Genomic DNA, 19,960 nt, shown 5'->3' on the forward strand with positions numbered 1-19,960 from the left:
ACGTGGGACGCTGGCCTTCTCCGGGACCCAGGGGTGCTTTTTATTCTTGCAAAAAGCACCCCTCTTGGCGGACTCCGTCCGCCAATTCACCCCGCAAAAATTGCGCTTCTCAGATGTTTAAGGTCAAGGTCGTGGAGCTCTGCTCCACACCGCGCAACCTTTGAAAAGGTTGACGAAACTTTTACCCTGGACGGCTTTGGCCGGTCCAGCTGGCCTTAAGCTGGTCGTTATGTGGGGGCGAAACCCCACGACCTTGCCGTAGCCGCGCCCTTTGCGGCGAAGGCCACTCCGTATTACTCTCAAAAAGCATATTATTTTCAATATAAATCTTTAAGGGGGAAAGCCCAATGGAAAGAGCAGATTTGAAAGCACAGTTGGCGGAGGTGGCGGAGCGCATCCGCACCATGCGGGAGATCACCGGACTCTCCGAGGAGGAGATGGCAAAGTGCACGGGGGTGAGCCCGGAGGAATACGCCCGGTGCGAGGCCGGAGAGCAGGACTTCAGCTTCACCTTCATCTATAAGTGCGCCAAGCGCTTCGGCGTGGACCCCACCGACCTGATCCGGGGCGTGAGTCCCACCCTGTCCAGCTATACCATCGTGCGCCACGGGGACGGCCTGCCCATCACCCGCCGCCACGGCTTCAAATACCTGAATCTGGCGCCGCTATTCAAGAATAAGACCGCCGAGCCTTTCTTCGTCACCATGCCCTACTCCGAGGCCGAGCAGCACGTGGCTATCAAGCTGGCCTCCCACGCGGGCCAGGAGTTCGACATCGTGGTGAGGGGATCCATGAAGGCCCAGATCGGCTCCCACATTGAGGTGCTCAACGAGGGGGACTCCATCTACTACAACTCCGGCACCCCTCACGGCATGATCGCCACCGGCGGCCAGGACTGCCAGCTCTACGCCATGGTCATGAAGGGAACAGAGGATAAGCCCGCCGAGCCGGACAAATTCCAGACCCTCATCGACCGCAAGCTGGCCCGCCGGCACCGGGAGAACGTCTCCAACCCCTTTGTGGAGACCACGCTGGACGAAAACGGCATCCTCTCTGAGATCCGCTTTAAAAACGAGGACAATTTCAACTTCGCCTTTGACATCGTGGACGAGATCGCCCGCCGCACCCCGGAGAAGCTGGCCATGCTCCATGTGGATCGGAACAAGGTGGAGCGCCGGTTCACCTTCTCGGACATCAGCCGCCTGAGCAACCAGACCGCAAACTACCTGGAATCCCTGGGCATCCGCCGGGGGGACCGGGTGCTGGTGGTGCTCAAGCGCCACTACCAGTTCTGGTACGTGATCACTGCCCTGCACAAGATAGGCGCGGTGATCATCCCCGCCACCAACCAGCTGATGGAGCACGACTTCGATTACCGCTTTCAGGCCGCAGGGGTCAAGGCCATCCTGTGCACCAGCGACGGCCAGACCGCCGACGAGGCCGACCGGGCCGCCCGGAACTGCCCCGGCGTGGAGATCAAGATCATGGTGGGGGAAAACAGGCTGGGTTGGAGAGATTTTGACAAGGAGATGGCCGCTTTCCCGGATGAGTATGAGAGGAAGCCCGACTCCCCCTGCGGGGACGACCTGATGCTCATGTATTTCACCTCGGGCACCACGGGCTATCCCAAGATCGCGGAGCACAGCTACAAATACGCCCTGGGCCACTATATCACCGCCCGGTACTGGCACAACGTGAACCCTGACGGCCTGCACTTCACCATCTCGGACACAGGCTGGGGCAAGGCCATGTGGGGCAAATACTACGGCCAATGGATGTGCGAAGCCGCCATCTTCACCTACGACTTCGACCGGTTCGACGCCCACGACATCCTCCCCATGTTCGCCAAGTACCACATCACCACCTTCTGCGCCCCGCCCACTATGTACCGGTTCTTCATCAAGGAGGACCTGTCCAAGTATGACCTTTCCGGCATCGAGTATTCCACCACCGCCGGAGAGGCTCTGAACCCGGAGGTCTACGAGCAGTGGAAGCGGGCCACGGGCCTGATGCTCATGGAGGGCTTCGGCCAGACGGAGACCACCTGCGTGATCTACAACCCCGTGGGGTCCATCCCCAAGACCGGCTCCATGGGCGTGCCCAGCCCCCTGTATGATGTGGACCTGGTCCTGCCGGACGGTTCCCCAGCTCCCGTGGGCGAGACCGGCGAGATCGTCATCCGTACGGACAACCGGGTTCCCTGCGGGCTCTTCCGGGGCTACTACCAGAACGAGGAGCAGACCAAGGAGTCCTGGCACGACGGCATGTACCACACCGGCGACACCGCCTGGAGGGACGAGGATGGCTATTTCTGGTATGTGGGCCGCACGGACGACGTGATCAAGTCCAGCGGCTACCGCATCGGGCCCTTTGAGATCGAGAGCGTGATTATGGAGCTGCCCTATGTGCTGGAGTGCGCCGTCACCGCCGCGCCGGACCCTATCCGGGGGCAGGTGGTCAAGGCCACCATTGTGCTGACCAGGGGCACTGAAGGCACTGACCAGCTGAAAAAGGAGATCCAGACCTACGTGAAGAAGCACACCGCACCCTATAAATATCCCCGGATTGTGGAGTTCCGGGAGGACCTGCCCAAGACCATCAGCGGCAAGATCCGGCGGGTGCAGATCAGAGAGGAGGACAAATAATGCGCACAAGAGAAGTGGAATTCACCCTGAAGGACGGCAGGAAGGCCCTGCTCCGGAATCCCCGGAATGAGGATATCCCCGGCCTGCTGGAATATCTGGTGCAGTCAGCCGGCGAGACGGAATTCATCGTGCGCAGCCCCGAAGAGTGTGGTAAGTATACCCCTGAGAGAGAGGCCAAGTGGATTGAGAGTATGAACGCCTCGGAGAACGCCGCCACGCTGGTCTGTGAGGTGGAGGGCAGAATCGCCGGGAACTGCGAGGTCACAAGAAGTGCCGCCCTGATAACCCGGCACCGGGCTGCCATCGGCATTGCCCTCTTGAAGGAGTTCTGGGGCCAGGGGATCGGCACGGCCATGTTCCGGGAGATAGAGCACATCGCCAAGGGCTGGGATGATGTCTCCCAGCTGGAGCTGGAATTTGTGGAGGGCAACACCCGAGCCCGGGGGCTCTATGAGAAGATGGGCTTTCGCATAGTGGGCGTGCGGCCGGACGCGTTCCGCCTGAAGGACGGCACGCTGCATCATGAGTATATCATGATGAGAAAGTTATCCCAAGAGTAAGAAACTTTTCAGAAACCCGCAAGCCATTCTTTCAAACCATGCGGTATCATGATCCCATAAAAAAGTCAGGAGTGATGCCCCATGAAAAAGACAGCCCTGTTTTTTGCCCTCTGCCTGCTGGTAATCCTGGCGGGCTGCGGCGGAAAGAAAGGCGCGGCGGAGTCCGGAGAAGCCGGAAGCCAAAGCCTCTATACCACGGTAGTGCAGTATAGCGGCGAGGACGAGAGCACGGAAAAGTACCTGGAGATTGCGGGGCGCAGCCAAAAACTCCTGCCCCTGCTGGAGAAGAATCTGGACGCGTTCGTGATGGACGCCTATAATTTCCAGGATGCGGACGGCGAGGGTACTCTCCTATATACTCTGAACGGCATGAATTACCCGGAGGAGATCGACCCCAATGGCTGTTCTGTGCGGATCGACCCGAACTATCTGAAGGTAAACCCGATTGAATCTGCCGACGGCCGGCCCATTGAGGAGCAGCTCGTCATGGACGACTGCACGTTGAACCTGCTGGTGCCGGAGAAATTCCGGGAGCAGGAGGCGGATATTCTGGAGGGCTACCGGAAACACTTTTACTTTGAGAAAGTGGAGGCGGAGAACAGCTATAACCAAGAGGCAGGGATCCAGGAGCGGCTGGACCTGTCTTTGGAGGATCTCTCCGTTCATATCATCTATGTGAAGAACGGCCAGGAATATTGCACCTTTCGAAAAGACTGCGCGGCGGACACGGGGAACCGGATCTCAGACCCTGTCGCCCAGATATACACCGGCAATATTCACTGCAACTATGCCCACAGCCTGCTGTCCCAGTGGACCTATTTCTATTGGGACGGAAACGCTTCTCAGGCTTTTGAGGCAATGAAGCCCTATGTGAAGCAGTGCGGGGCCTCGGAGAGCTTCCGGGCAGTTGACCTGGCGGGAGAATTCTAGGTAATTCCCGCGTGGGGTGTTCATACGGGGTTTGGGGGCGGTTTTACCTGCCTCTGCGTTATTCCGTTATCTGCAACTCGAAAAGGCATCTTTTAAGTTAATTGGCTATATTCAGCCTGTGTGAACACGCGTTGGAAAAACTATTTGAAGGAGACGGTCTTATGTTGAAAAGTATCCGCAACAGTCTGGTGCTCACGTCAGTACTGTATACAGCTCTGGGCGTGGTTCTGATGCTTTTCCCCAGCTCTGCCCTGCGGTGGACCTGTACGCTCATTGGGGTAGTGACGCTGGGGTACGGCGTTGTCCGGGCCGTGGGCTATTGGAAGGACGGGGGCGGCTATGCCCAGCGCTTTGATCTGTTTCTGGGGGTGGCGCTGGGCCTGTTGGGAATCTTTCTGCTGGTAACGCCTCAGGTACTGGCCTCCCTGATTCCCATCGCTCTGGGCGTCTATATTTTGGTAGACAGCGTTTCCGCCATCAAAAAAGCCCTGGACATGAAGGCCCTGGGCTTCCCCAAATGGCAGATCTCCCTGGCGGCGGCCGTTATTTTGGCGGCCTTCGGCCTGGTGATGGTCCTGCGTCCCTTTGCTACCCTGGAAACTTTGGTAGTATTCATTGGGCTTGGCTTTGTATTTGACGGAGTCTATACCCTGGCCAACACCATCGCCGCTGACCATCTGTATAAGGACCTATAGTTAACGCAGTTCAAATGGGGTATCCTACCTCTTTTGAACCAGGCGGGGAGGTCACGACCTCCTCAGCCGCCCAGCTTGAAAATCGGTATATACCGATTTTTAAGTGCGTTTACTATATAACCGGCGGACCGGGATGCCGCTTCCGGTGGATCAGCCTTCTGATGGCTTCTTTTTCCGGTGGAACACTTCCCGCAGTCCTACCGCCAGGATGAATGCCCCAAAGCACCGGCGCAGCAGGCTGGTATCCATCCCCGCCGCCGCTAGCGAAGCTGCGATGCATACCGGGACTCCCCCAAGGGAACACCATAAAACGGCTTGAGTTTCCATCAGGCCGTTTTTTATATGGCCCCAAATCGCGGGCAGAGCGCAGCTGATAAAGTACAGGAGATTCGTTCCCCCCGCCTGAAGCTGTTCTATGCCCTGAACCGCCGTCAGCCAGAGAAGCAGCAGGCTGCCGCCGCCTATTCCAAACCCGGACAGAATGCCGGTCAGAAATCCTATGCCGGAACTCCAGATCCACTCCATGCTTCCCCCTCCTCACGCAAAAAACAGCGCTCGAACTCCGCCATACAGGATGAGCAGGCCAAACCCCCTGCGCAGCCAGTCTACCGGCACCTTTTGAAAGACACGCCCCGAAACCAGGCCTCCCAGGAAGCCCCCCAGCAGGTAGGGCCAGGCGGCGGAAAGGTCCACGGCGCCTTTCCACCAGTACACTGCCGCGGACACAGCCGATAAGGGCAGAATCACTCCCACGGAGGTGGCGAAGGCCTTTCGCTGGGGGAGCTTTGTCCACTGAGCCAGCAAAGGAGCCAGGAACATTCCGCCCCCAGCGCCGAACAGCCCGTTGGCAAGCCCTGCCAGCGCTCCTGCGACCGAATACTTCCATTTCTGCTTTCTACCCTGCATGGTATCCTCCCTGTCTGATATCATTAAGCAAGAAGCTCTTTTGATCTATTTCAGCCGTGTTACAGATAGCTTTCCTCTCTTTCAAGAGAAAATGCGTATTTTTCTCAGACAGGAAGAAATACTATGAAAACACGTCAAAACTATTGGGAAAGAGGGATTCCAAATTGAAAAGCAGCCGCAAAGGAAATCTGTCAAGAGCCAAAAACCGGGCCTATCTGCTCATGTTTTTGTTGCTGATTCTCATGGGCGTGGCGGGACACTCTCTGGCAAATGTCTCCGGCGACGCGGAGTATGTGGCGGCGGCTGGACAGCAGAGCCTTTACCAGCTGGACATTGCCAAATCCCGGGGCACCATCTATGACTGCGCGCTGCGCCCCTTAACCGGCGGTTCCCACAGCTGGGTTGCCGCCGTGGCCCCCACCATTGAGGCCATAGGCGCGCTGGAAACCGCCACCGGCGGAAAGCACCGGGACCGCCTGGCGCTGGCTTTGGAAAACGGAAAACCCTTTTTCCTTGCCCTGGACCGGCCAGTGGAGCATGACTGCATTGATATGTTTCTGGTAGCGGACCGGTATGGGGAGGAACAGCCGGCCCCCCATGTGGTTGGATATCTGGACAGCCAGGGCCGGGGCGCGTCGGGAATTGAGCTGGCCATGGACGACGCCTTGGACCGCAGCCAAGGACAGCTTTCCGTCTATTATCAGGTGGATGCCTTGGGCCGAGCCATTGCCGGAGCTAAGCGTATGGTGGCAGACTCCATGAAGGAGACAGCTGGAGGCGTAGTGGCCGCCATCGATCTGGACATCCAACAGATCGTGGAAGAGGTTTCCCAGACTCTTGGCCAGGGAGCTGTAGTGGTAACGGAGGTTCCCAATTGCGAAATCCGGGCGCTGGCCAGCCTGCCGGACTTTCAGCCCGACCGTATTGGCGAAGCCGCCCAGCGAAAGGACTCTCCTCTGGTAAACAGAGCCTTTCAGGCCTATGCGCCTGGATCGGTGTTTAAGCTGGTCACCGCTGCGGTGGAGCTGGAAAGCGGACAAGAATTGAAGTCCTTTGACTGCACCGGTTCCCTTAACGCCGGCGGAATGCTTTTCCAGTGTTTTGACGGCACTGCTCATGGCCAGGTGGATTTGAAAGGTGCCATTGAAAAATCCTGCAACTGCTATTTTATCAGCGCGGCCCGAGCCATTGGAAGCCAGCCGATCCTGAACATGGCGTATAATCTAGGGCTGGGGGTAGAACAGGAATTTGGTCGGGGACTGTTTACCGCTTCTGGCACTCTGCCGCAGGGGGAGTCTCTCACCAACTTCAGAGCCCTGGCAAATTTCTCTTTTGGTCAGGGGGATGTTACCGCTTCTCCTCTGCAACTGTGCGCCATGATGAACGCCATCGCCTCTGACGGAGTTTACCGCTCGCCCAAGCTCATTGCGGGCCTGGTGGACGGCGAGGGCTCCCTCACCCCCCACCGTCCGGTCACCGATGTGACGCTCCAGGCCATGAGCCAAAAAACCGCCCGGCGGCTGCAAGACTGTCTTATTAACGCGGCGGAGAACGGCACGGGAGCAAGGGGCGCGCCGGAAAACTGCGTCAGCGGCATCAAGACCGGAACCGCTCAGACAGGCCGCTACGAAAACAGTCAGGAACTGTCCCATTTCTGGTACTGCGGATTTCTCAGCGATGGCTCCGGTCCCCGGTATTGTATTACCGTGCTGAAGGAGTCGGCGCTGGAAAGCGGGGATACTGCCAGGATCTTCCGGGAGATTGGGGAGCGGATCGCGGGGCTGAAGTTCGCCCCGGAAGCATAGCCTGAAAAAAGCGGCGGGCCCTCTTAGCGTTCCGTTTCTCCAAACCACTCCGGATAGATAAAAACATCTGCGGAAACCCCGTAAAATTCCGCCAACTTTCGGATCGCCGCCAGCCCCGGCAGACTTTTTCCTGTTTCGTAATATGAATAGGCGGGCCTGCTGATGCCCAGCACTTTGGCGACCTCCTCCTGGGAGAGGCCACGATTTACCCGCAGCAGACGCAATATCCGACTTATCTCTCTGGATTCTTTTTCCACTTATACCACCTCAGTTGTAGTATACCATTAATCTTGCCGATGGTCCATCTACAAGGACTATTTCTGTCCTATGGATTGCTACAATCGCTATGGGTGATCCAGATGAAATTGAATCAGGCGGTAAGCCAGCGGCTCACAGAACTGCTGGTCCAGAGGAACATGACCCAATACCAGCTTTTCCTGCGCAGCGGCGTGCCAAAATCCACCATCAACAATATCGTCCACTGCGCCTATGACTCCATCAAGCTGAGAATTCTCCATGAATTGTGCCAGGGGCTGGGAATCGGGCTGGAGGCGTTCTTCGCCTCCCCTTTGTTTCAGGAGGACAACCTGGAGCCATAGGGGGTATTCCCTAGAATTCCACTGGAATATGCGGGGTGGTTCCAATGATCGACTACAGTCCGCTCTGGGAAACCATGAAAAGCCGCGGCGTAACCCAGTACCGGCTTCTGCGGGAGGGGATTGACAACAAAACCCTGGATTCCCTGAAAAAGGGGAAGAATATCACGCTGCTCACCCTGGAAAAGCTCTGCGCCATCCTCCAGTGCACACCCAACGATGTGGTCCGGTTTGTGGAGGACGCTTCGGCTTCTGGCACACCGCGCGGCTGGCTTGCTCCGGTTTCCAGGGGACTTTTTTCTCAGTTGCAAAAGAGTTCATCTCGTTATACGAGATGAACTCTCCGTCCCCTCTTGCAAGAGTTTTGCTTCGCAAAACTCGGATAGTTAATCGAGCGAAGCGAGCATTAACTATTATTCACACCCGCAAAAATACGCTTCTCAGGAGTTAAGGTCGAGGGCAAGACCTTGGGGACGTTGGTCTCGCCTGCCGGCTCGGTCGGTTCGCAGCGTGGTCTGCAATACTTGGCTTTGCCAAGTATCCGGCAGAACGCTCACCCCCAATCCCCTGCGAGCTTTTGAAGAAAGCTAAGACTTCGCAGAGCGAAGTCTGCAAAACTCTTACGGCTGTTAGGTTAGCTCGACAAAAATACGTTAATTGTCTGCGACGAACGTAGTGAGGAAGCAGGGTAAAAGTTTCGCCCACCTTTTCAAAGGTGGCGGGAGTGTGAGGGCAGAGCCCTCACGACCTTGCTGGGGGCAAAAAACGCGCGGCCGGGCCTATTGACAAACCGGGAAAATCGCGGTATACTGTGCTTGATACTGGATTCAGCGTGGAGAAGACGTTCCCTGCGGCCCATGGGGCCGTTCCCATCCAGAGAGGCGGCGGCGGGTGAAAGCCGCTTGGGAAAAGGGTTCGGGCCGCTCCTGGAAACTTTTTTGGGGGAAGTTTCGCGCTTTCGCCGCGACGAGCGGCGGCGTACCCCGGCGTTAACGGGATTTGAGTTGGCGCTTTTCTTGGCGCAATTTGGGTGGTACCGCGGGCATGCCCGTCCCAATGGGGACAGGTATGCCCTTATTCTTTTTTGAGGAGGGATCTGCTTGGGAAAATTTCTACAGAGCCTTATTCTGTTCTTGTTGGCGGCGGCGCGGCTGGCCTGCCTGCTGGCGGTCTTTACAGCGGCGGAGTTCGTGATGGATTTCCTGCGGCACAGAAAGGGGCAGAAGGCGAAAGGGGCGTCAGGATGAAGCGAGTAGTGATCGGCGGCTTTCTTAGCCTGATCGGCAGCATCTGGGCGCTGGCGGCCCTGCTGGTGGGCGGCGCCTATATGGACCGGGTTGGCAGCTGGTCCACGCCGCCCGGCCGCTACGGCACAGCCATGCTGGCCAGCGGCATGGCCGTTCCCCTGGCCGTCGGCGGTATTCTTCTGCTGCTGGGGCTGGCCAGCATGGCCGTGGAGTATTTCAGAAAGGAGAAGTAGCCATGGTTCTTTTGATCGCCGGAACCACCCACACGGGCAAAACCGCCCTGGCCCAGCGGCTGCTGGAAAAGTACCATTACCCCTATCTCTCCATCGACCACCTGAAGATGGGCCTGATCCGCAGCGGGCAGACGGAGCTCACCCCGGAGGACGACCCGGAGCTGACGGAATACCTGTGGCCCATTGTGCGGGAGATGGTGAAAACCGCCGTGGAGAACCGGCAGAACCTGATCGTGGAGGGCTGCTACATCCCTTTTTGCTGGAAGGAGGACTTCGGCCAGGAGTATCTCCGGGAGATCCGCTATGTGTGCTTGGTGATGACCCGGCGGTATATTGAGGGACACAGGGCGGACATTCTCGGCTATGCGGGGGTGGTTGAGGAGCGCCTGGAGGACAGTTTGGACTGGGAGGCGCTGATCCGGGAGAATGAGGAGAACCTGCGCCGGTGCCGGGAGAAAGGGCTGGAGTATCTTTTGATCGACGGGAGCTATCAGGTGGAGCTTGAGTTATAACGTGGTGATATGGGGCCTGAGCTCGCGCGCTCAGCTGGCGCGGCCCAAGGTCTTGCCGTAAGGCGCAGAGAGTTGCGAAGCAAAATTCTCTGCGTCTGGAGGACACACAGTATTATTTCAAAAAATTCAAGAAGGAGACGATACACATGCAATGGACCGGACTGAACGAACTGAGAGAGAAATACCTGAGTTTCTTTGAGAGTAAGGAGCACCTGCGCCTGCCCAGTTTCTCCCTGATCCCCCAGGGGGACAACAGCCTCCTGCTCATCGGCGCGGGCATGGCCCCCATGAAGAAGTACTTCACCGGCGAGGTGGAGCCCCCCCGCCACCGGGTCACCACCTGCCAGAAGTGCATCCGCACCCCGGATATCGACAGCGTGGGCATCACCGACCGCCACGGCACCTTCTTCGAGATGCTGGGCAATTTCAGCTTTAACGATTACTTCAAGCGGGAGGCCATCTCCTGGGCCTGGGAGTTCTTTACCAGGGTGCTGGAGATCCCCGAGGACAAGCTCTATGTCACCGTGTTCGAGTCGGACGACGAGGCCTGGAACATCTGGACCAAGGAGATCGGCGTGCCGGAGAGCCACATGAAGCGCATGGGCAAGGAGGACAATTTCTGGGAGCACGGCAGCGGCCCCTGCGGACCTTGCTCCGAAATCTACTTCGACCGGGGCCCCGAGCACGGCTGCGGCAAGCCTACCTGCGGCGTGGGCTGCGACTGCGACCGCTACGTGGAGATCTGGAACCTGGTGTTTACCCAGTTCAACAACGACGGCCAAGGCAACTACAGCCCCCTGGGCCGGAAAAATATCGACACCGGCATGGGCCTGGAGCGGCTGGCCTGCGTGATGCAGGGCGTGGACAACCTGTTCCTGGTGGATACCGTGCAGAACATCATGAAGAAGATCAGCCAGATCACCGGGGTGGAGTACGGCGCGGACAAGAAAACCGACATCTCCCTACGGGTCATCACCGACCATATGCGCTCCACCGTGTTCATGATCGGCGACGGCGTCCTCCCCAGCAACGAGGGCCGGGGCTATGTGCTCCGCCGCCTACTCCGCCGGGCCGCCCGCCACGGCCGGCTACTGGGGGTCCACGGGGCCTTCCTGAAGGACGTGGTGGACACGGTGATTGAGGAGAACGGCGGGGCCTATCCTGAGCTGCGGGAGAAGCAGGAGACCATCCGCAAGGTGGTGGCCTTTGAGGAGGAGAGCTTCGAGCGCACCATCGACCAGGGCATGGCCATGCTCAACAGCTTCATCGACAGGGCCGACAGCAAGACCTTCTCCGGCGAGAACGCCTTCACCCTGAACGACACCTTCGGCTTCCCCCTGGACCTGACCAAGGAGATTCTGGCCGAGCGGGGGATGCTGGTGGACGAGGAGCGCTTCCGGGAGTTGATGCGCCAGCAGAAGGAGCGGGCCCGTTCTGCCCGGAAGAACGCTGGGGCCGATGCCTGGAAGGGCGAGGGCGGCGCCGTCAGCGGTCTGCCTGCCACTGCGTTCACCGGCTACACGGAGCTTGCCGGCGAGGCCAAGGTGTTGGCCATCATTGAGAACGGCCAGCGGGTGGAGTCTGCCGGCGAAGGGGCCGAGGTGTCCGTTGTGCTGGACCGCACCCCCTTCTATGGGGAGAGCGGTGGCCAGACCGGAGACAGTGGCCAGCTGAAGGCCGAGGGTGTCACGGTAGACGTGATTGACGTTACCCGGCATGAGGGAATATTTCTCCACCGGGCACAGGTCAGCGAAGGCTCTTTGAATGTGGGGGACACCATCAGCGCTCAGGTGGAGGAGGCCCAGCGGTTTGACACCATGCGCAACCACACCGCCGCGCATCTGCTCCAGGCGGCTTTGCGCCAGGTGCTGGGCGACCATGTAGAGCAGGCTGGCCAGCTGGTAAACGAGCAGCATGTGCGGTTTGACTTTACCCATTTCACCGCCCTTACTCCCGAGGAGCTGGCCAGGGTGGAGGGGCTGGTTAACCTGGAGATTATGAAGGCCGTGCCGGTTGAGGTACGGGAGATGCCTCTGGACGAGGCCAGGAAGCTGGGGGCTATGGCCCTGTTCGGGGAAAAATACGGCGACGTGGTACGGGTGGTCTCGTTGGCAGACGGCTTCTCCATGGAGTTGTGCGGCGGCACCCATATGGACAACACCGCCCGGCTGGGCCTGTTCAAAATTGTCTCCGAGTCCTCGGTGGCGGCGGGAGTGCGGCGCATTGAGGGCGTTACCGGCCGCAGCGTGTTGCTGGAGCTGGGCAAGCAGATCGACGCCTTACAGGAGACTGCCCGCGCCTTGAAGGTGATGAACCCCTTGGAGCTTCCCGCCCGGGTAAAACAGCTGACAGCAGAGCTGAAAGAGAAGGACCGGCAGATCGAAAGCCTGAATGCCAAACTGGCCTCTTTGAACCTGGAGGGCGTGTTCCGGGACGCCCAGGACGTGGACGGCATAAAAGTGGTGTATGCCCTGCTCTCCGGCACAGGCAGCGACGCTCTGCGGGCCCTCTGCGACAAGGCCAAGGAGAGAGAGGAACCCATTGCGGCGGTGTTTGCCGGAGTCAGTGACGGCAAGGCCACGCTGGCGGCGGCCTGCAATAAAGCCGCCCAGAAGAAGGGCCTGAAGGCCGGAGCCTTGGTGAAGGCCGTGGCCCAGCTCACCGGGGGCAACGGCGGCGGTAAGCCGGACTTCGCCATGGCCGGGGCCAAGGACCAGACCAAACTGGACGAGGCCTTGGCGGCGGTGCCGGGACTGGTGCGGGAGCAGATGTCCTGAGCGCCTATGCCGAGCCTGAACTGGTCTGAGATGAGCCACCTGCAGCTGGGAAGGTGCGCGGAATATCTTGCCATGGCGGAGTTCCTCTCATACCGGTATGAGATCTATCCGTCGGAGGTGGATGACCACGGCGTGGACTTCCTGGTGAAAAGTCCGGAGGGAGTCCTTTACGAAGTGCAGGTCAAGTCCACCCGGGGCAGCTATGTCTATATTCCAAAGAGCAAAATGCCCCGGTTGGACGCCCAGCGTCTGGTCTGCTACCTGCGATTTGCCGACCGCTTCCCGCCGGAGCTCTATGTGATCCCGGCCTATGCCTGGAAAGCCCCTAACGCCGTTTTGGTAAGCCGGGACTATGGCAAGGGGCGGCGTTCCAAGCCTGAATGGGGCATCAACTATGCCAAAAAGAACCTGGACCTGCTGAGGCCCTACCGTTCAGAAAACATTTTCTCAAAAATTAAGGAGCGTGACAAAATGGCAAACTGCGTATTCTGCAAAATCGCGGCAGGGGAGATCCCCTCCACAAAAGTCTATGAGGACGAGACCGTCCTGGCCTTCCGGGACCTGGACCCTCAGGCCCCCACCCATGTGCTACTCATCCCCAAGGAGCATATTGCCTCCGCGGCGGAGATCACCCCGGAAAACAGCGCCGTAGTGGCCCATATCTTTGAGATCGCGGCAAAGGTGGCGGAGGAGCTGGGCCTGGGAAACGGCTTCCGCATAGTAAACAACTGCGGCGCGGACGGAATGCAGAGTGTTCCCCATCTGCACTTCCATCTGCTGGGCGGAAAGAAAATGGGCTGGCCGCCCTTCCCTGAGGACGAATGAACCCCAAAGGGGTGCGCGGCGCAATCTGATAAAGGGACTTGCGCCGCCGCGCATCCAAGCCCGCCAATGCTTCGTGTTTTAACCCAAGAAACTTATGAGGAATAAATGATATTCAGGAGTTGTAGGAGCTGAGGAATATGAAAATTGGGTTAGCCGCCTATTCGTTTGTCAACGGAGACATTCAGCACAATCTGTCTCAAGTGGAGAAGGGCCTGAGAGCCGCTGGGGGAAGGGTGGACCTGCTTTGCTTTGGAGAGAGCTTCCTCCAGGGATTTGACGCCCTTAGCTGGCGGTATGAGGCCGACCGGACTGTGGCGGTTTCCGCAGATTCTCCGGTTATGGGGGAACTGGCGCGGCTGGCGGGGGAATACAAGACGGATCTGCTGCTGGGCTACTTCGAACGGTCAGGCGACTCGCTCTATTCCTCCTGCGCGGTGTTTATAGACGGGAGATTGGCCTACAACTACAGGCGGATCTCCAAAGGCTGGAAGGAGTACTCCATCACCGATGAGCATTACCGGGAGGGGGCGGAAACCAAAGGCTTCCTCTACCAGGGGCGGAGGATCCAGCTGGCTCTGTGCGGCGACCTGTGGGACTTTCCAGAGCGCTTTTTCACAGACGGCCTTCTCATCTGGCCTGTCTATGTGAACTTTACCCAGGAGGAATGGGCCGGATATGAGGCGGAGTATGCCAAGCAGGCGGCTCTGGCGGCCCATACGGCGCTGATGGTTAACTCTATCTCTCACAGCCCGGAGTCCTGCGGCGGGGCGTTCTGCTTTACCGGCGGAAAAACGGAAAGCCGGCTGGATTTTGGAAAAGAGGATATTTTGATTGTGGAGGTATGAGCATGAACGGGAAAACACCCTACCAACTGGCGGTGGAGACAGATGCCCGACTAATAAAGGGGGAAGTGATTTCCCGTCAGGAGCGGGAGAATATTGTTCTTGTGTTGCTGGAATCCGCCCGACCCTTTTCCTCCAGCGGGGGCAGTTCTCAAAAACGGGAGCTTGCTCCGGTGTTTTACGCCCCGGAGGAGGGGATAAAGATAAAAAGCCTGCTGGGGCAGACCCCAAAGACCAAGATCCTGGCCGGGAACATGGTGGAGCTGGAGATCCTCCGTCTGCTTTGCCTGCTGGCCCCGGAGAGCTCCCAGGTGGTCCTTATGCGGGATGAGACTCTCCGCCGGCTGAAAAACACCTGCTTCGGCTATGAGGATGACGGGGTAGGAGAGTGCTTCGACGCCTCCTTGGTGGCCCTGCGTTTCCTCTGTGCCGCCGCGCCGGGGGATCTGGACTGGATTCAGAGCCGGGTGGACAACTATAATCGCCATGCGGAGGAGAAAAAGCGGCCTTGGTTTCCCAAATGGTATTTCTGGCTGTGCCTGTCGGAAATGCCCATGGAGATCGCCGCGTCGGAGATCGAGCGGCACAAGAAGGAGCTCTTGGAAAAGCTGCGGAGAAGCTATGTGATGCACAGCGAACATGATAAAACGGTCCATCCGGTGGTTCTGTGTATGCTGCGGAATCTCATGGCCCGTCTGCCGGAGTATCGCTGGGTGGGAGAGCGCCAGATCGCCGTCAGCCCCAAAGACGGGCGGCTGCGGCTGGACCTGGCATAACGAGAGAGGAGGTAGAGAATGCCGTTTGATTTCAAAAAGGGGTACAAGGAGCTATACGCTCCCAAGGCGAAGCCGGAGATCATCACCGTGCCGCCCATGAACTACATCGCGGTGGAGGGAGAGGGGGACCCCAACCAGGAGGGTGGAGCCTACCAGCAGGCCATCGGCGTTTTGTACGCCGTGGCCTACACCCTGAAGATGAGCTATAAGGGGGGCAGAGAGATTTCCGGCTTCTTCCAGTATGTGGTGCCGCCCCTGGAGGGATTCTGGTGGCAGCCTGGGGCAGTGGGCATCGACTATGGGAACAAGGCCTCCTTTCACTGGGTTTCTGTGATCCGTCTGCCGGATTTCGTGGGCCCGGAGGATTTCGCCTGGGCGGCAGCGGAGGCTTCCAGAAAGAAAAAGCTGGACTGCTCCCCGGCGCGGATGATCACCGTGGACGAGGGACTGTGCGTGCAGGCCCTCCATGTGGGCCCCTATGACAGCGAGCCGGAAACCGTGGCTCGGATGGACCGATACCTTTTGGAAAACGGCTATGAGAACGACTGGAGCGACACCCGGCGGCACCATGAGATCTATCTGAGCGACCCACGCAAAACCCCGCCAGAAAAGATGAAAACCGTAATCCGGCACCCAATCCGCAGTTCGGGCTGACCAGCTCTTTGCCCAAAAATCAGGCTTTACAAACCGGATAGAGTGTGGTAAAATAATGCGAGTACCTTTCCCTCGGATATTGGCTCCACCGGCCATAGCCTGCGGGATGGGCGAATCCTAATATTAGAAAAGGTGAAGAAAATGACAAAAATCGAAAAGACCGAGATTATCAAGAAGTATGCCCGCCACGAGGGAGACACCGGTTCTCCCGAGGTGCAGATTGCCGTTTTGACCAAGCGGATCAACGACCTGACGGACCATCTGCGGGTAAACAAGAAGGACCACCATTCCCGCCGGGGCCTGCTGAAAATGGTCGGCCAGCGCCGCAGCCTGCTGAACTATCTCATCAAGATAGACATTGAGCGTTACCGCGCCATCATCGCTGAACTGGGCATCCGCAAGTAAGACCGAAACAAGAGGAGCATAGGCGGGGCGGTGGTTTTGCCCTCGGGGTGAGCCGCCGCCTTTTGTTTATCTTCTCCGATGCGCCGGACGGACCCCCTGTTTTACAAATAAACCAGCCGTGGATATGGCAAGAAAATTCTCGGCTTGCTTATTTGTCAAACAGGGCACCGGAAAGCGCGGAAAAATTACCCCCAAAGCCGGGGGAGAAAGGGAATCCTAATGTTTGAGAATTTTAAGCGTTATGAAACAGATTTTGCGGGACGGCCGCTGACTGTTGAGACGGGAAAAATGGCCCAACTGGCCAATGGTGAATGCCTGGTGCGCTACGGAGATACCGTGGTGCATGTGGCTGCCACCGCTTCAGCCAAGCCCCGGGACGGTATCGACTTCTTCCCTCTTTCCGTGGACTTTGAAGAAAAGCTGTACTCTGTGGGCAAAATACCCGGCTCGTTTTTAAAGCGGGAAGGGCGTCCCAGTGAAAAGGCCACTCTGGTCTGCCGCATGATCGACCGCCCCATCCGCCCCCTGTTCCCCAAAGATATGCGCAATGATGTGTCCATAGTCTGCACGGTGATGTCCGTGGACCAGGACTGCTCTCCGGAAATTGCCGCCATGGTGGGCACTTCTATTGCCCTCTCCATCTCTGACATCCCTTGGAAGGGACCCATTTCCGGTGTGTCTGTAGGACTGATTGACGGGGAATTCGTGATCAACCCCAATGCCGAACAGCGTAAGCTGAGCGAAATGGCCGTTACCGTGGCCTCCACCACAGAGCGCATTGCCATGATTGAGGCCGGGGCCAACGAAGTCTCCGATGAAGATATGTATAACGGCATTATGGCCGGCCATGAGGCCAACCAGCATATTCTGAAGTTTATCCAGGGCATCCAGGCGGAGATCGGCAAGGAGAAATTTGAGTATCCCAGCAACGAGCCGGAGCCGGAGATGTTCGAGGCCATTAAGGCCTTTGCCGAGGACGACGTCCGCGCCGCCATGGACACCGATGACAAGACGGTCCGAGACGCCCGGCTGCGCCCGGTCTATGACAAAGTGCACGAGCGCTTTGACCCGGAGTATCCGGAGCAAGAGGCTAAGATTGACGAGTGCATGTACAAGACCCAGAAATATGTGGTGCGCCGCTGGCTTCTGGACGAGCAGAAGCGTGTGGACGGGCGGGGTATGGACGAAATGCGTCCTCTGGCTGCGGAAGTGGCCCTGCTGCCCCGGACCCATGGCTCTGGAATGTTCACCCGGGGCCAGACCCAGGTGCTTACTGTAGCCACCCTTGGCTCCATCCGGGACAACCAGCTGCTGGACGGCATTGACGAGGAAGAGAGCAAGCGGTATATCCACCACTACAATTTCCCCTCCTATTCGGTAGGAGAAACCCGGCCCAGCCGGGGCCCTGGCCGCCGGGAGATCGGCCACGGCGCTCTGGCGGAGCGGGCTCTGGTGCCTGTGGTGCCGGGAATTGATGAATTCCCCTATACCATCCGGCTGGTGAGCGAAGTCCTCTCCTCCAATGGCTCCACTTCCCAGGCCTCTATCTGTGGCTCCACACTGGCGCTGATGGACGCCGGCGTGCCTATCAAGGCTCCTGTGGCGGGCATCTCCTGCGGCCTGATCACAGAGGGCGACCGCTGGATGACTATGGTGGACATTCAGGGCGTAGAGGACTTCTTCGGCGACATGGACTTTAAGGTTGGCGGCACCAAGAAGGGCATTACCGCTATCCAGATGGACCTGAAGATCTCCGGTTTGACCCCTGCCATGGTGAAAGAGGCCCTGGAAAAGACCCATAAGGCCCGGAACTATATTATCGATGAGATTATTCTGAAGGCGATTCCGGAGGTACGGCCTGAGCTCTCCGCCTATGCGCCCAAAATGCTTTCCATGCAGATTCCCGTGGACAAGATCCGGGAAGTGATCGGCACCGGAGGCAAGGTCATCCAGAAGATCTGCGCCGAGTGCGAGATCACAATGGATGTGGAAGAGGACGGCCATGTGTTTATCTCTGGCCTGGATGTGGAGAAGTGCCGTCGGGCCATGGATATTGTGGACACCATCGTCAACGATCCGGAGCCGGGCAGCTACTATAACGGCCGGGTGACTAGGCTCGTGGATTTCGGCGCCTTTGTGGAGATTGCCCCGGGCAAAGAGGGGCTAGTGCACATCTCCCGCTTAGACATCAAGCGCACCGAGAAGGTGGAGGACGTGGTGAACGTGGGCGACGTGGTGAAGGTGAAGGTGCTGGAGATCGACGACAAGGGCCGGCTGAACCTCTCCCGCCGGGACGCCCTCATCGACCTGGACGGCGCGGTGCCGGAGAACGACATCTCCAACGACCGGGGCCCCCGCCGGGAAGGCGGCCGGGACCGCCGCCCGCCCCGCCGGGACCACGACAGACGCTGAGCCGGGGCCGCCTGCTTTAAGACCTTGGGGCTGTCTCGCCTGGTCTCATCTGCCGACTCGGGAGTTTATGCTTGCATGAACTCTTCGCCACCGGGGAGCTTCCCCGGCTCGGTCGGTTCGCAGCGTTGTCTGCAATACTTGGCTTTGCCAAGTATCCGGCAGAACGCTCACCCCCAAACCCCACAAATTTTTACCCTGTTTTCTCACTACGTTCGTCGCAGAGAATTCACGTATTTTTGTCGAGCTAACCGAACAACCGTAAAAGTTTCGTAGACTTCGTGAAACGAAGTCTTACCTTTCTCAAAGGTGGCGGGGAGGGGTGGAACCCTTCCCCGCCGGAGGCCAACACATGCTCTCGTAAAAAATCCCCTATGCGAAGCCCGCATGGGGGATTTTTGCGCTTTCCACTGCGCGGAGCTCAAGGGGAGCAGTCCCGGGCGGCCCGCTCCAAAATGGGCAGCATGGCTTTTCTTTTCCATATTCTTTCGGGAGGGGAGTCACTCTTCTTTGTCAAAGGGCTCCCGGGGATAGTACTGAAGCTGGACGACAAGAGCTCCACTGTCCATCCGGAATGCGGTCAGGATGCACTCGGTCATTTTCCCGATCTGCCACCGCTCGGAAACAGAGCTTTTCAGGGAGGTATCCCCCGTGAGGAGTCTCTCAGAGATGCGGTTATCAGAGCCCTCCTCGCTACTGGTGGTGCCATAGACCTTTTTGCACTCTTTCAGCAAGGTTTCCAGAATTTCCCAGACTGCGTCCTCCGCCTTGGTGGAAAAGTTAAACAGAACGCGGCAGAAGTCTCCCTCCACTCCGCCCATGTGCAGGAGCATTCGAAATTCCTGACCGGCCATCTCGCGCTTTTCTTTTAGGACAAGCTCATCCCCCATCTTTGCTTTAATGTCATTTTCCGAGAAACCCAGGCCCTCCAGCGCGATGTCCCGGTCTTTCCAAAAAAGGCTCTCATATTTCTCCACCTCTTTCAGGCTGGGAACGCTGGCTTCCTCCCCCGCGCAGGCGGGGAGGAAGAGCAAAGCGGCCAGCAGCAGGCAGAGAGCGGTACAGGAGCCTTTCCAAAATCTCCTCTGATTCATAAAAGCACCTCGGTTCTCACTCATCCAATGCTATCATATCATAATATTC

Annotated in this window: 21 protein-coding genes; 17 read left to right on the plus strand and 4 right to left on the minus strand. The window is 58.3% G+C overall.

Going from position 1 to position 19,960, the window contains the following annotated elements:
* Positions 1–347: 347 nt before the first annotated feature.
* The 4 genes from D7X94_RS07550 (at position 348) to D7X94_RS07565 (ending at position 4,830) form a co-directional block, all read left to right on the plus strand.
* The gene (locus tag D7X94_RS07550) at positions 348–2,645 is read left to right on the plus strand and encodes an AMP-binding protein (protein WP_120427116.1); all 2,298 of its coding nucleotides are present in this window, start codon (positions 348–350) and stop codon (positions 2,643–2,645) included.
* Positions 2,645–3,205 (plus strand): GNAT family N-acetyltransferase, encoded by a 561-nt coding sequence (locus tag D7X94_RS07555; protein WP_120427117.1) that lies wholly within the window; start codon positions 2,645–2,647, stop codon positions 3,203–3,205. The genes D7X94_RS07550 and D7X94_RS07555 overlap by 1 nt, the downstream gene beginning before the upstream one ends.
* 81 nt (positions 3,206–3,286) lie before the next feature.
* Positions 3,287–4,135: a hypothetical protein gene (locus D7X94_RS07560; protein WP_120427118.1), complete on the plus strand. Its 849-nt coding sequence runs from the start codon at positions 3,287–3,289 to the stop codon at positions 4,133–4,135.
* Positions 4,136–4,296: 161 nt separating this feature from the next.
* The gene (locus D7X94_RS07565) at positions 4,297–4,830 is read left to right on the plus strand and encodes an HdeD family acid-resistance protein (protein WP_120427119.1); all 534 of its coding nucleotides are present in this window, start codon (positions 4,297–4,299) and stop codon (positions 4,828–4,830) included.
* A gap of 150 nt (positions 4,831–4,980) precedes the next feature.
* On the opposite strand, the gene D7X94_RS07570 is transcribed toward D7X94_RS07565, so the two are convergent.
* Both D7X94_RS07570 and D7X94_RS07575 read right to left on the minus strand, forming a co-directional pair.
* Positions 4,981–5,355, minus strand: a complete 375-nt coding sequence (locus tag D7X94_RS07570) for a sulfite exporter TauE/SafE family protein (RefSeq protein ID WP_120427120.1) — start codon at positions 5,353–5,355, stop codon at positions 4,981–4,983.
* Between the two features lie 12 nt (positions 5,356–5,367).
* Positions 5,368–5,736: a sulfite exporter TauE/SafE family protein gene (locus tag D7X94_RS07575; protein WP_120427121.1), complete on the minus strand. Its 369-nt coding sequence runs from the start codon at positions 5,734–5,736 to the stop codon at positions 5,368–5,370.
* Positions 5,737–5,900: 164 nt separating this feature from the next.
* Here D7X94_RS07575 and D7X94_RS07580 point away from each other — a divergent pair, with 164 nt between their 5' ends.
* The gene (locus D7X94_RS07580) at positions 5,901–7,541 is read left to right on the plus strand and encodes a penicillin-binding transpeptidase domain-containing protein (RefSeq protein WP_120427122.1); all 1,641 of its coding nucleotides are present in this window, start codon (positions 5,901–5,903) and stop codon (positions 7,539–7,541) included.
* 23 nt (positions 7,542–7,564) lie between these two features.
* Here the strand turns inward: D7X94_RS07580 and D7X94_RS07585 are convergent, their stop codons facing one another.
* Positions 7,565–7,798, minus strand: coding sequence for a helix-turn-helix domain-containing protein (locus D7X94_RS07585; protein ID WP_120427123.1), 234 nt, complete (start codon positions 7,796–7,798; stop codon positions 7,565–7,567).
* 102 nt (positions 7,799–7,900) lie between these two features.
* On the opposite strand from D7X94_RS07585, the gene D7X94_RS07590 reads away from it, so the two are divergent.
* From D7X94_RS07590 to D7X94_RS07650, 12 genes are all read left to right on the plus strand, one after another.
* Positions 7,901–8,140 carry a helix-turn-helix domain-containing protein gene (locus D7X94_RS07590; protein WP_120427124.1) on the plus strand — a complete coding sequence of 80 codons (240 nt, stop codon included), beginning with the start codon at positions 7,901–7,903 and terminating at the stop codon, positions 8,138–8,140.
* Positions 8,141–8,184: 44 nt separating this feature from the next.
* Positions 8,185–8,475, plus strand: a complete 291-nt coding sequence (locus D7X94_RS07595; RefSeq protein WP_120427125.1) for a helix-turn-helix domain-containing protein — start codon at positions 8,185–8,187, stop codon at positions 8,473–8,475.
* A gap of 762 nt (positions 8,476–9,237) precedes the next feature.
* Positions 9,238–9,384: a hypothetical protein gene (locus D7X94_RS18390; protein ID WP_158590944.1), complete on the plus strand. Its 147-nt coding sequence runs from the start codon at positions 9,238–9,240 to the stop codon at positions 9,382–9,384.
* On the plus strand, positions 9,381–9,617 hold the full coding sequence (locus D7X94_RS07605) for a hypothetical protein (protein WP_120427127.1): 237 nt from the start codon (positions 9,381–9,383) through the stop codon (positions 9,615–9,617). Before D7X94_RS18390 ends, D7X94_RS07605 begins: the two co-directional genes overlap by 4 nt.
* Positions 9,618–9,619: 2 nt before the next feature.
* Positions 9,620–10,129: an adenylate kinase gene (locus D7X94_RS07610; protein WP_120427128.1), complete on the plus strand. Its 510-nt coding sequence runs from the start codon at positions 9,620–9,622 to the stop codon at positions 10,127–10,129.
* A gap of 146 nt (positions 10,130–10,275) precedes the next feature.
* A complete protein-coding gene (gene alaS, locus D7X94_RS07615; RefSeq protein ID WP_120427129.1) occupies positions 10,276–12,906 on the plus strand; it encodes an alanine--tRNA ligase in 2,631 nt (876 codons plus the stop codon).
* A gap of 471 nt (positions 12,907–13,377) precedes the next feature.
* Complete coding sequence (locus tag D7X94_RS07625) at positions 13,378–13,731, plus strand: histidine triad nucleotide-binding protein (protein WP_120427176.1); 354 nt, start codon at positions 13,378–13,380, stop codon at positions 13,729–13,731.
* A gap of 137 nt (positions 13,732–13,868) precedes the next feature.
* Positions 13,869–14,576, plus strand: a complete 708-nt coding sequence (locus D7X94_RS07630) for a carbon-nitrogen hydrolase family protein (RefSeq protein ID WP_120427130.1) — start codon at positions 13,869–13,871, stop codon at positions 14,574–14,576.
* A 2-nt stretch (positions 14,577–14,578) separates the two neighbouring features.
* Positions 14,579–15,349: a hypothetical protein gene (locus D7X94_RS07635; protein WP_120427131.1), complete on the plus strand. Its 771-nt coding sequence runs from the start codon at positions 14,579–14,581 to the stop codon at positions 15,347–15,349.
* An 18-nt stretch (positions 15,350–15,367) separates the two neighbouring features.
* The gene (locus D7X94_RS07640; RefSeq protein WP_120427132.1) at positions 15,368–16,003 is read left to right on the plus strand and encodes a GyrI-like domain-containing protein; all 636 of its coding nucleotides are present in this window, start codon (positions 15,368–15,370) and stop codon (positions 16,001–16,003) included.
* A gap of 141 nt (positions 16,004–16,144) precedes the next feature.
* Positions 16,145–16,408, plus strand: coding sequence for a 30S ribosomal protein S15 (gene rpsO, locus D7X94_RS07645; protein ID WP_120427133.1), 264 nt, complete (start codon positions 16,145–16,147; stop codon positions 16,406–16,408).
* Between the two features lie 219 nt (positions 16,409–16,627).
* Positions 16,628–18,820, plus strand: a complete 2,193-nt coding sequence (locus D7X94_RS07650) for a polyribonucleotide nucleotidyltransferase (RefSeq protein WP_120427134.1) — start codon at positions 16,628–16,630, stop codon at positions 18,818–18,820.
* Between the two features lie 497 nt (positions 18,821–19,317).
* On the opposite strand, the gene D7X94_RS07655 is transcribed toward D7X94_RS07650, so the two are convergent.
* On the minus strand, positions 19,318–19,911 hold the full coding sequence (locus D7X94_RS07655; RefSeq protein WP_120427135.1) for a hypothetical protein: 594 nt from the start codon (positions 19,909–19,911) through the stop codon (positions 19,318–19,320).
* Positions 19,912–19,960 lie beyond the last annotated feature (49 nt).

Origin of the sequence: Acutalibacter sp. 1XD8-33, from assembly GCF_003612555.1 — a bacterium.
Lineage (GTDB): Bacteria > Bacillota > Clostridia > Oscillospirales > Acutalibacteraceae > Acutalibacter.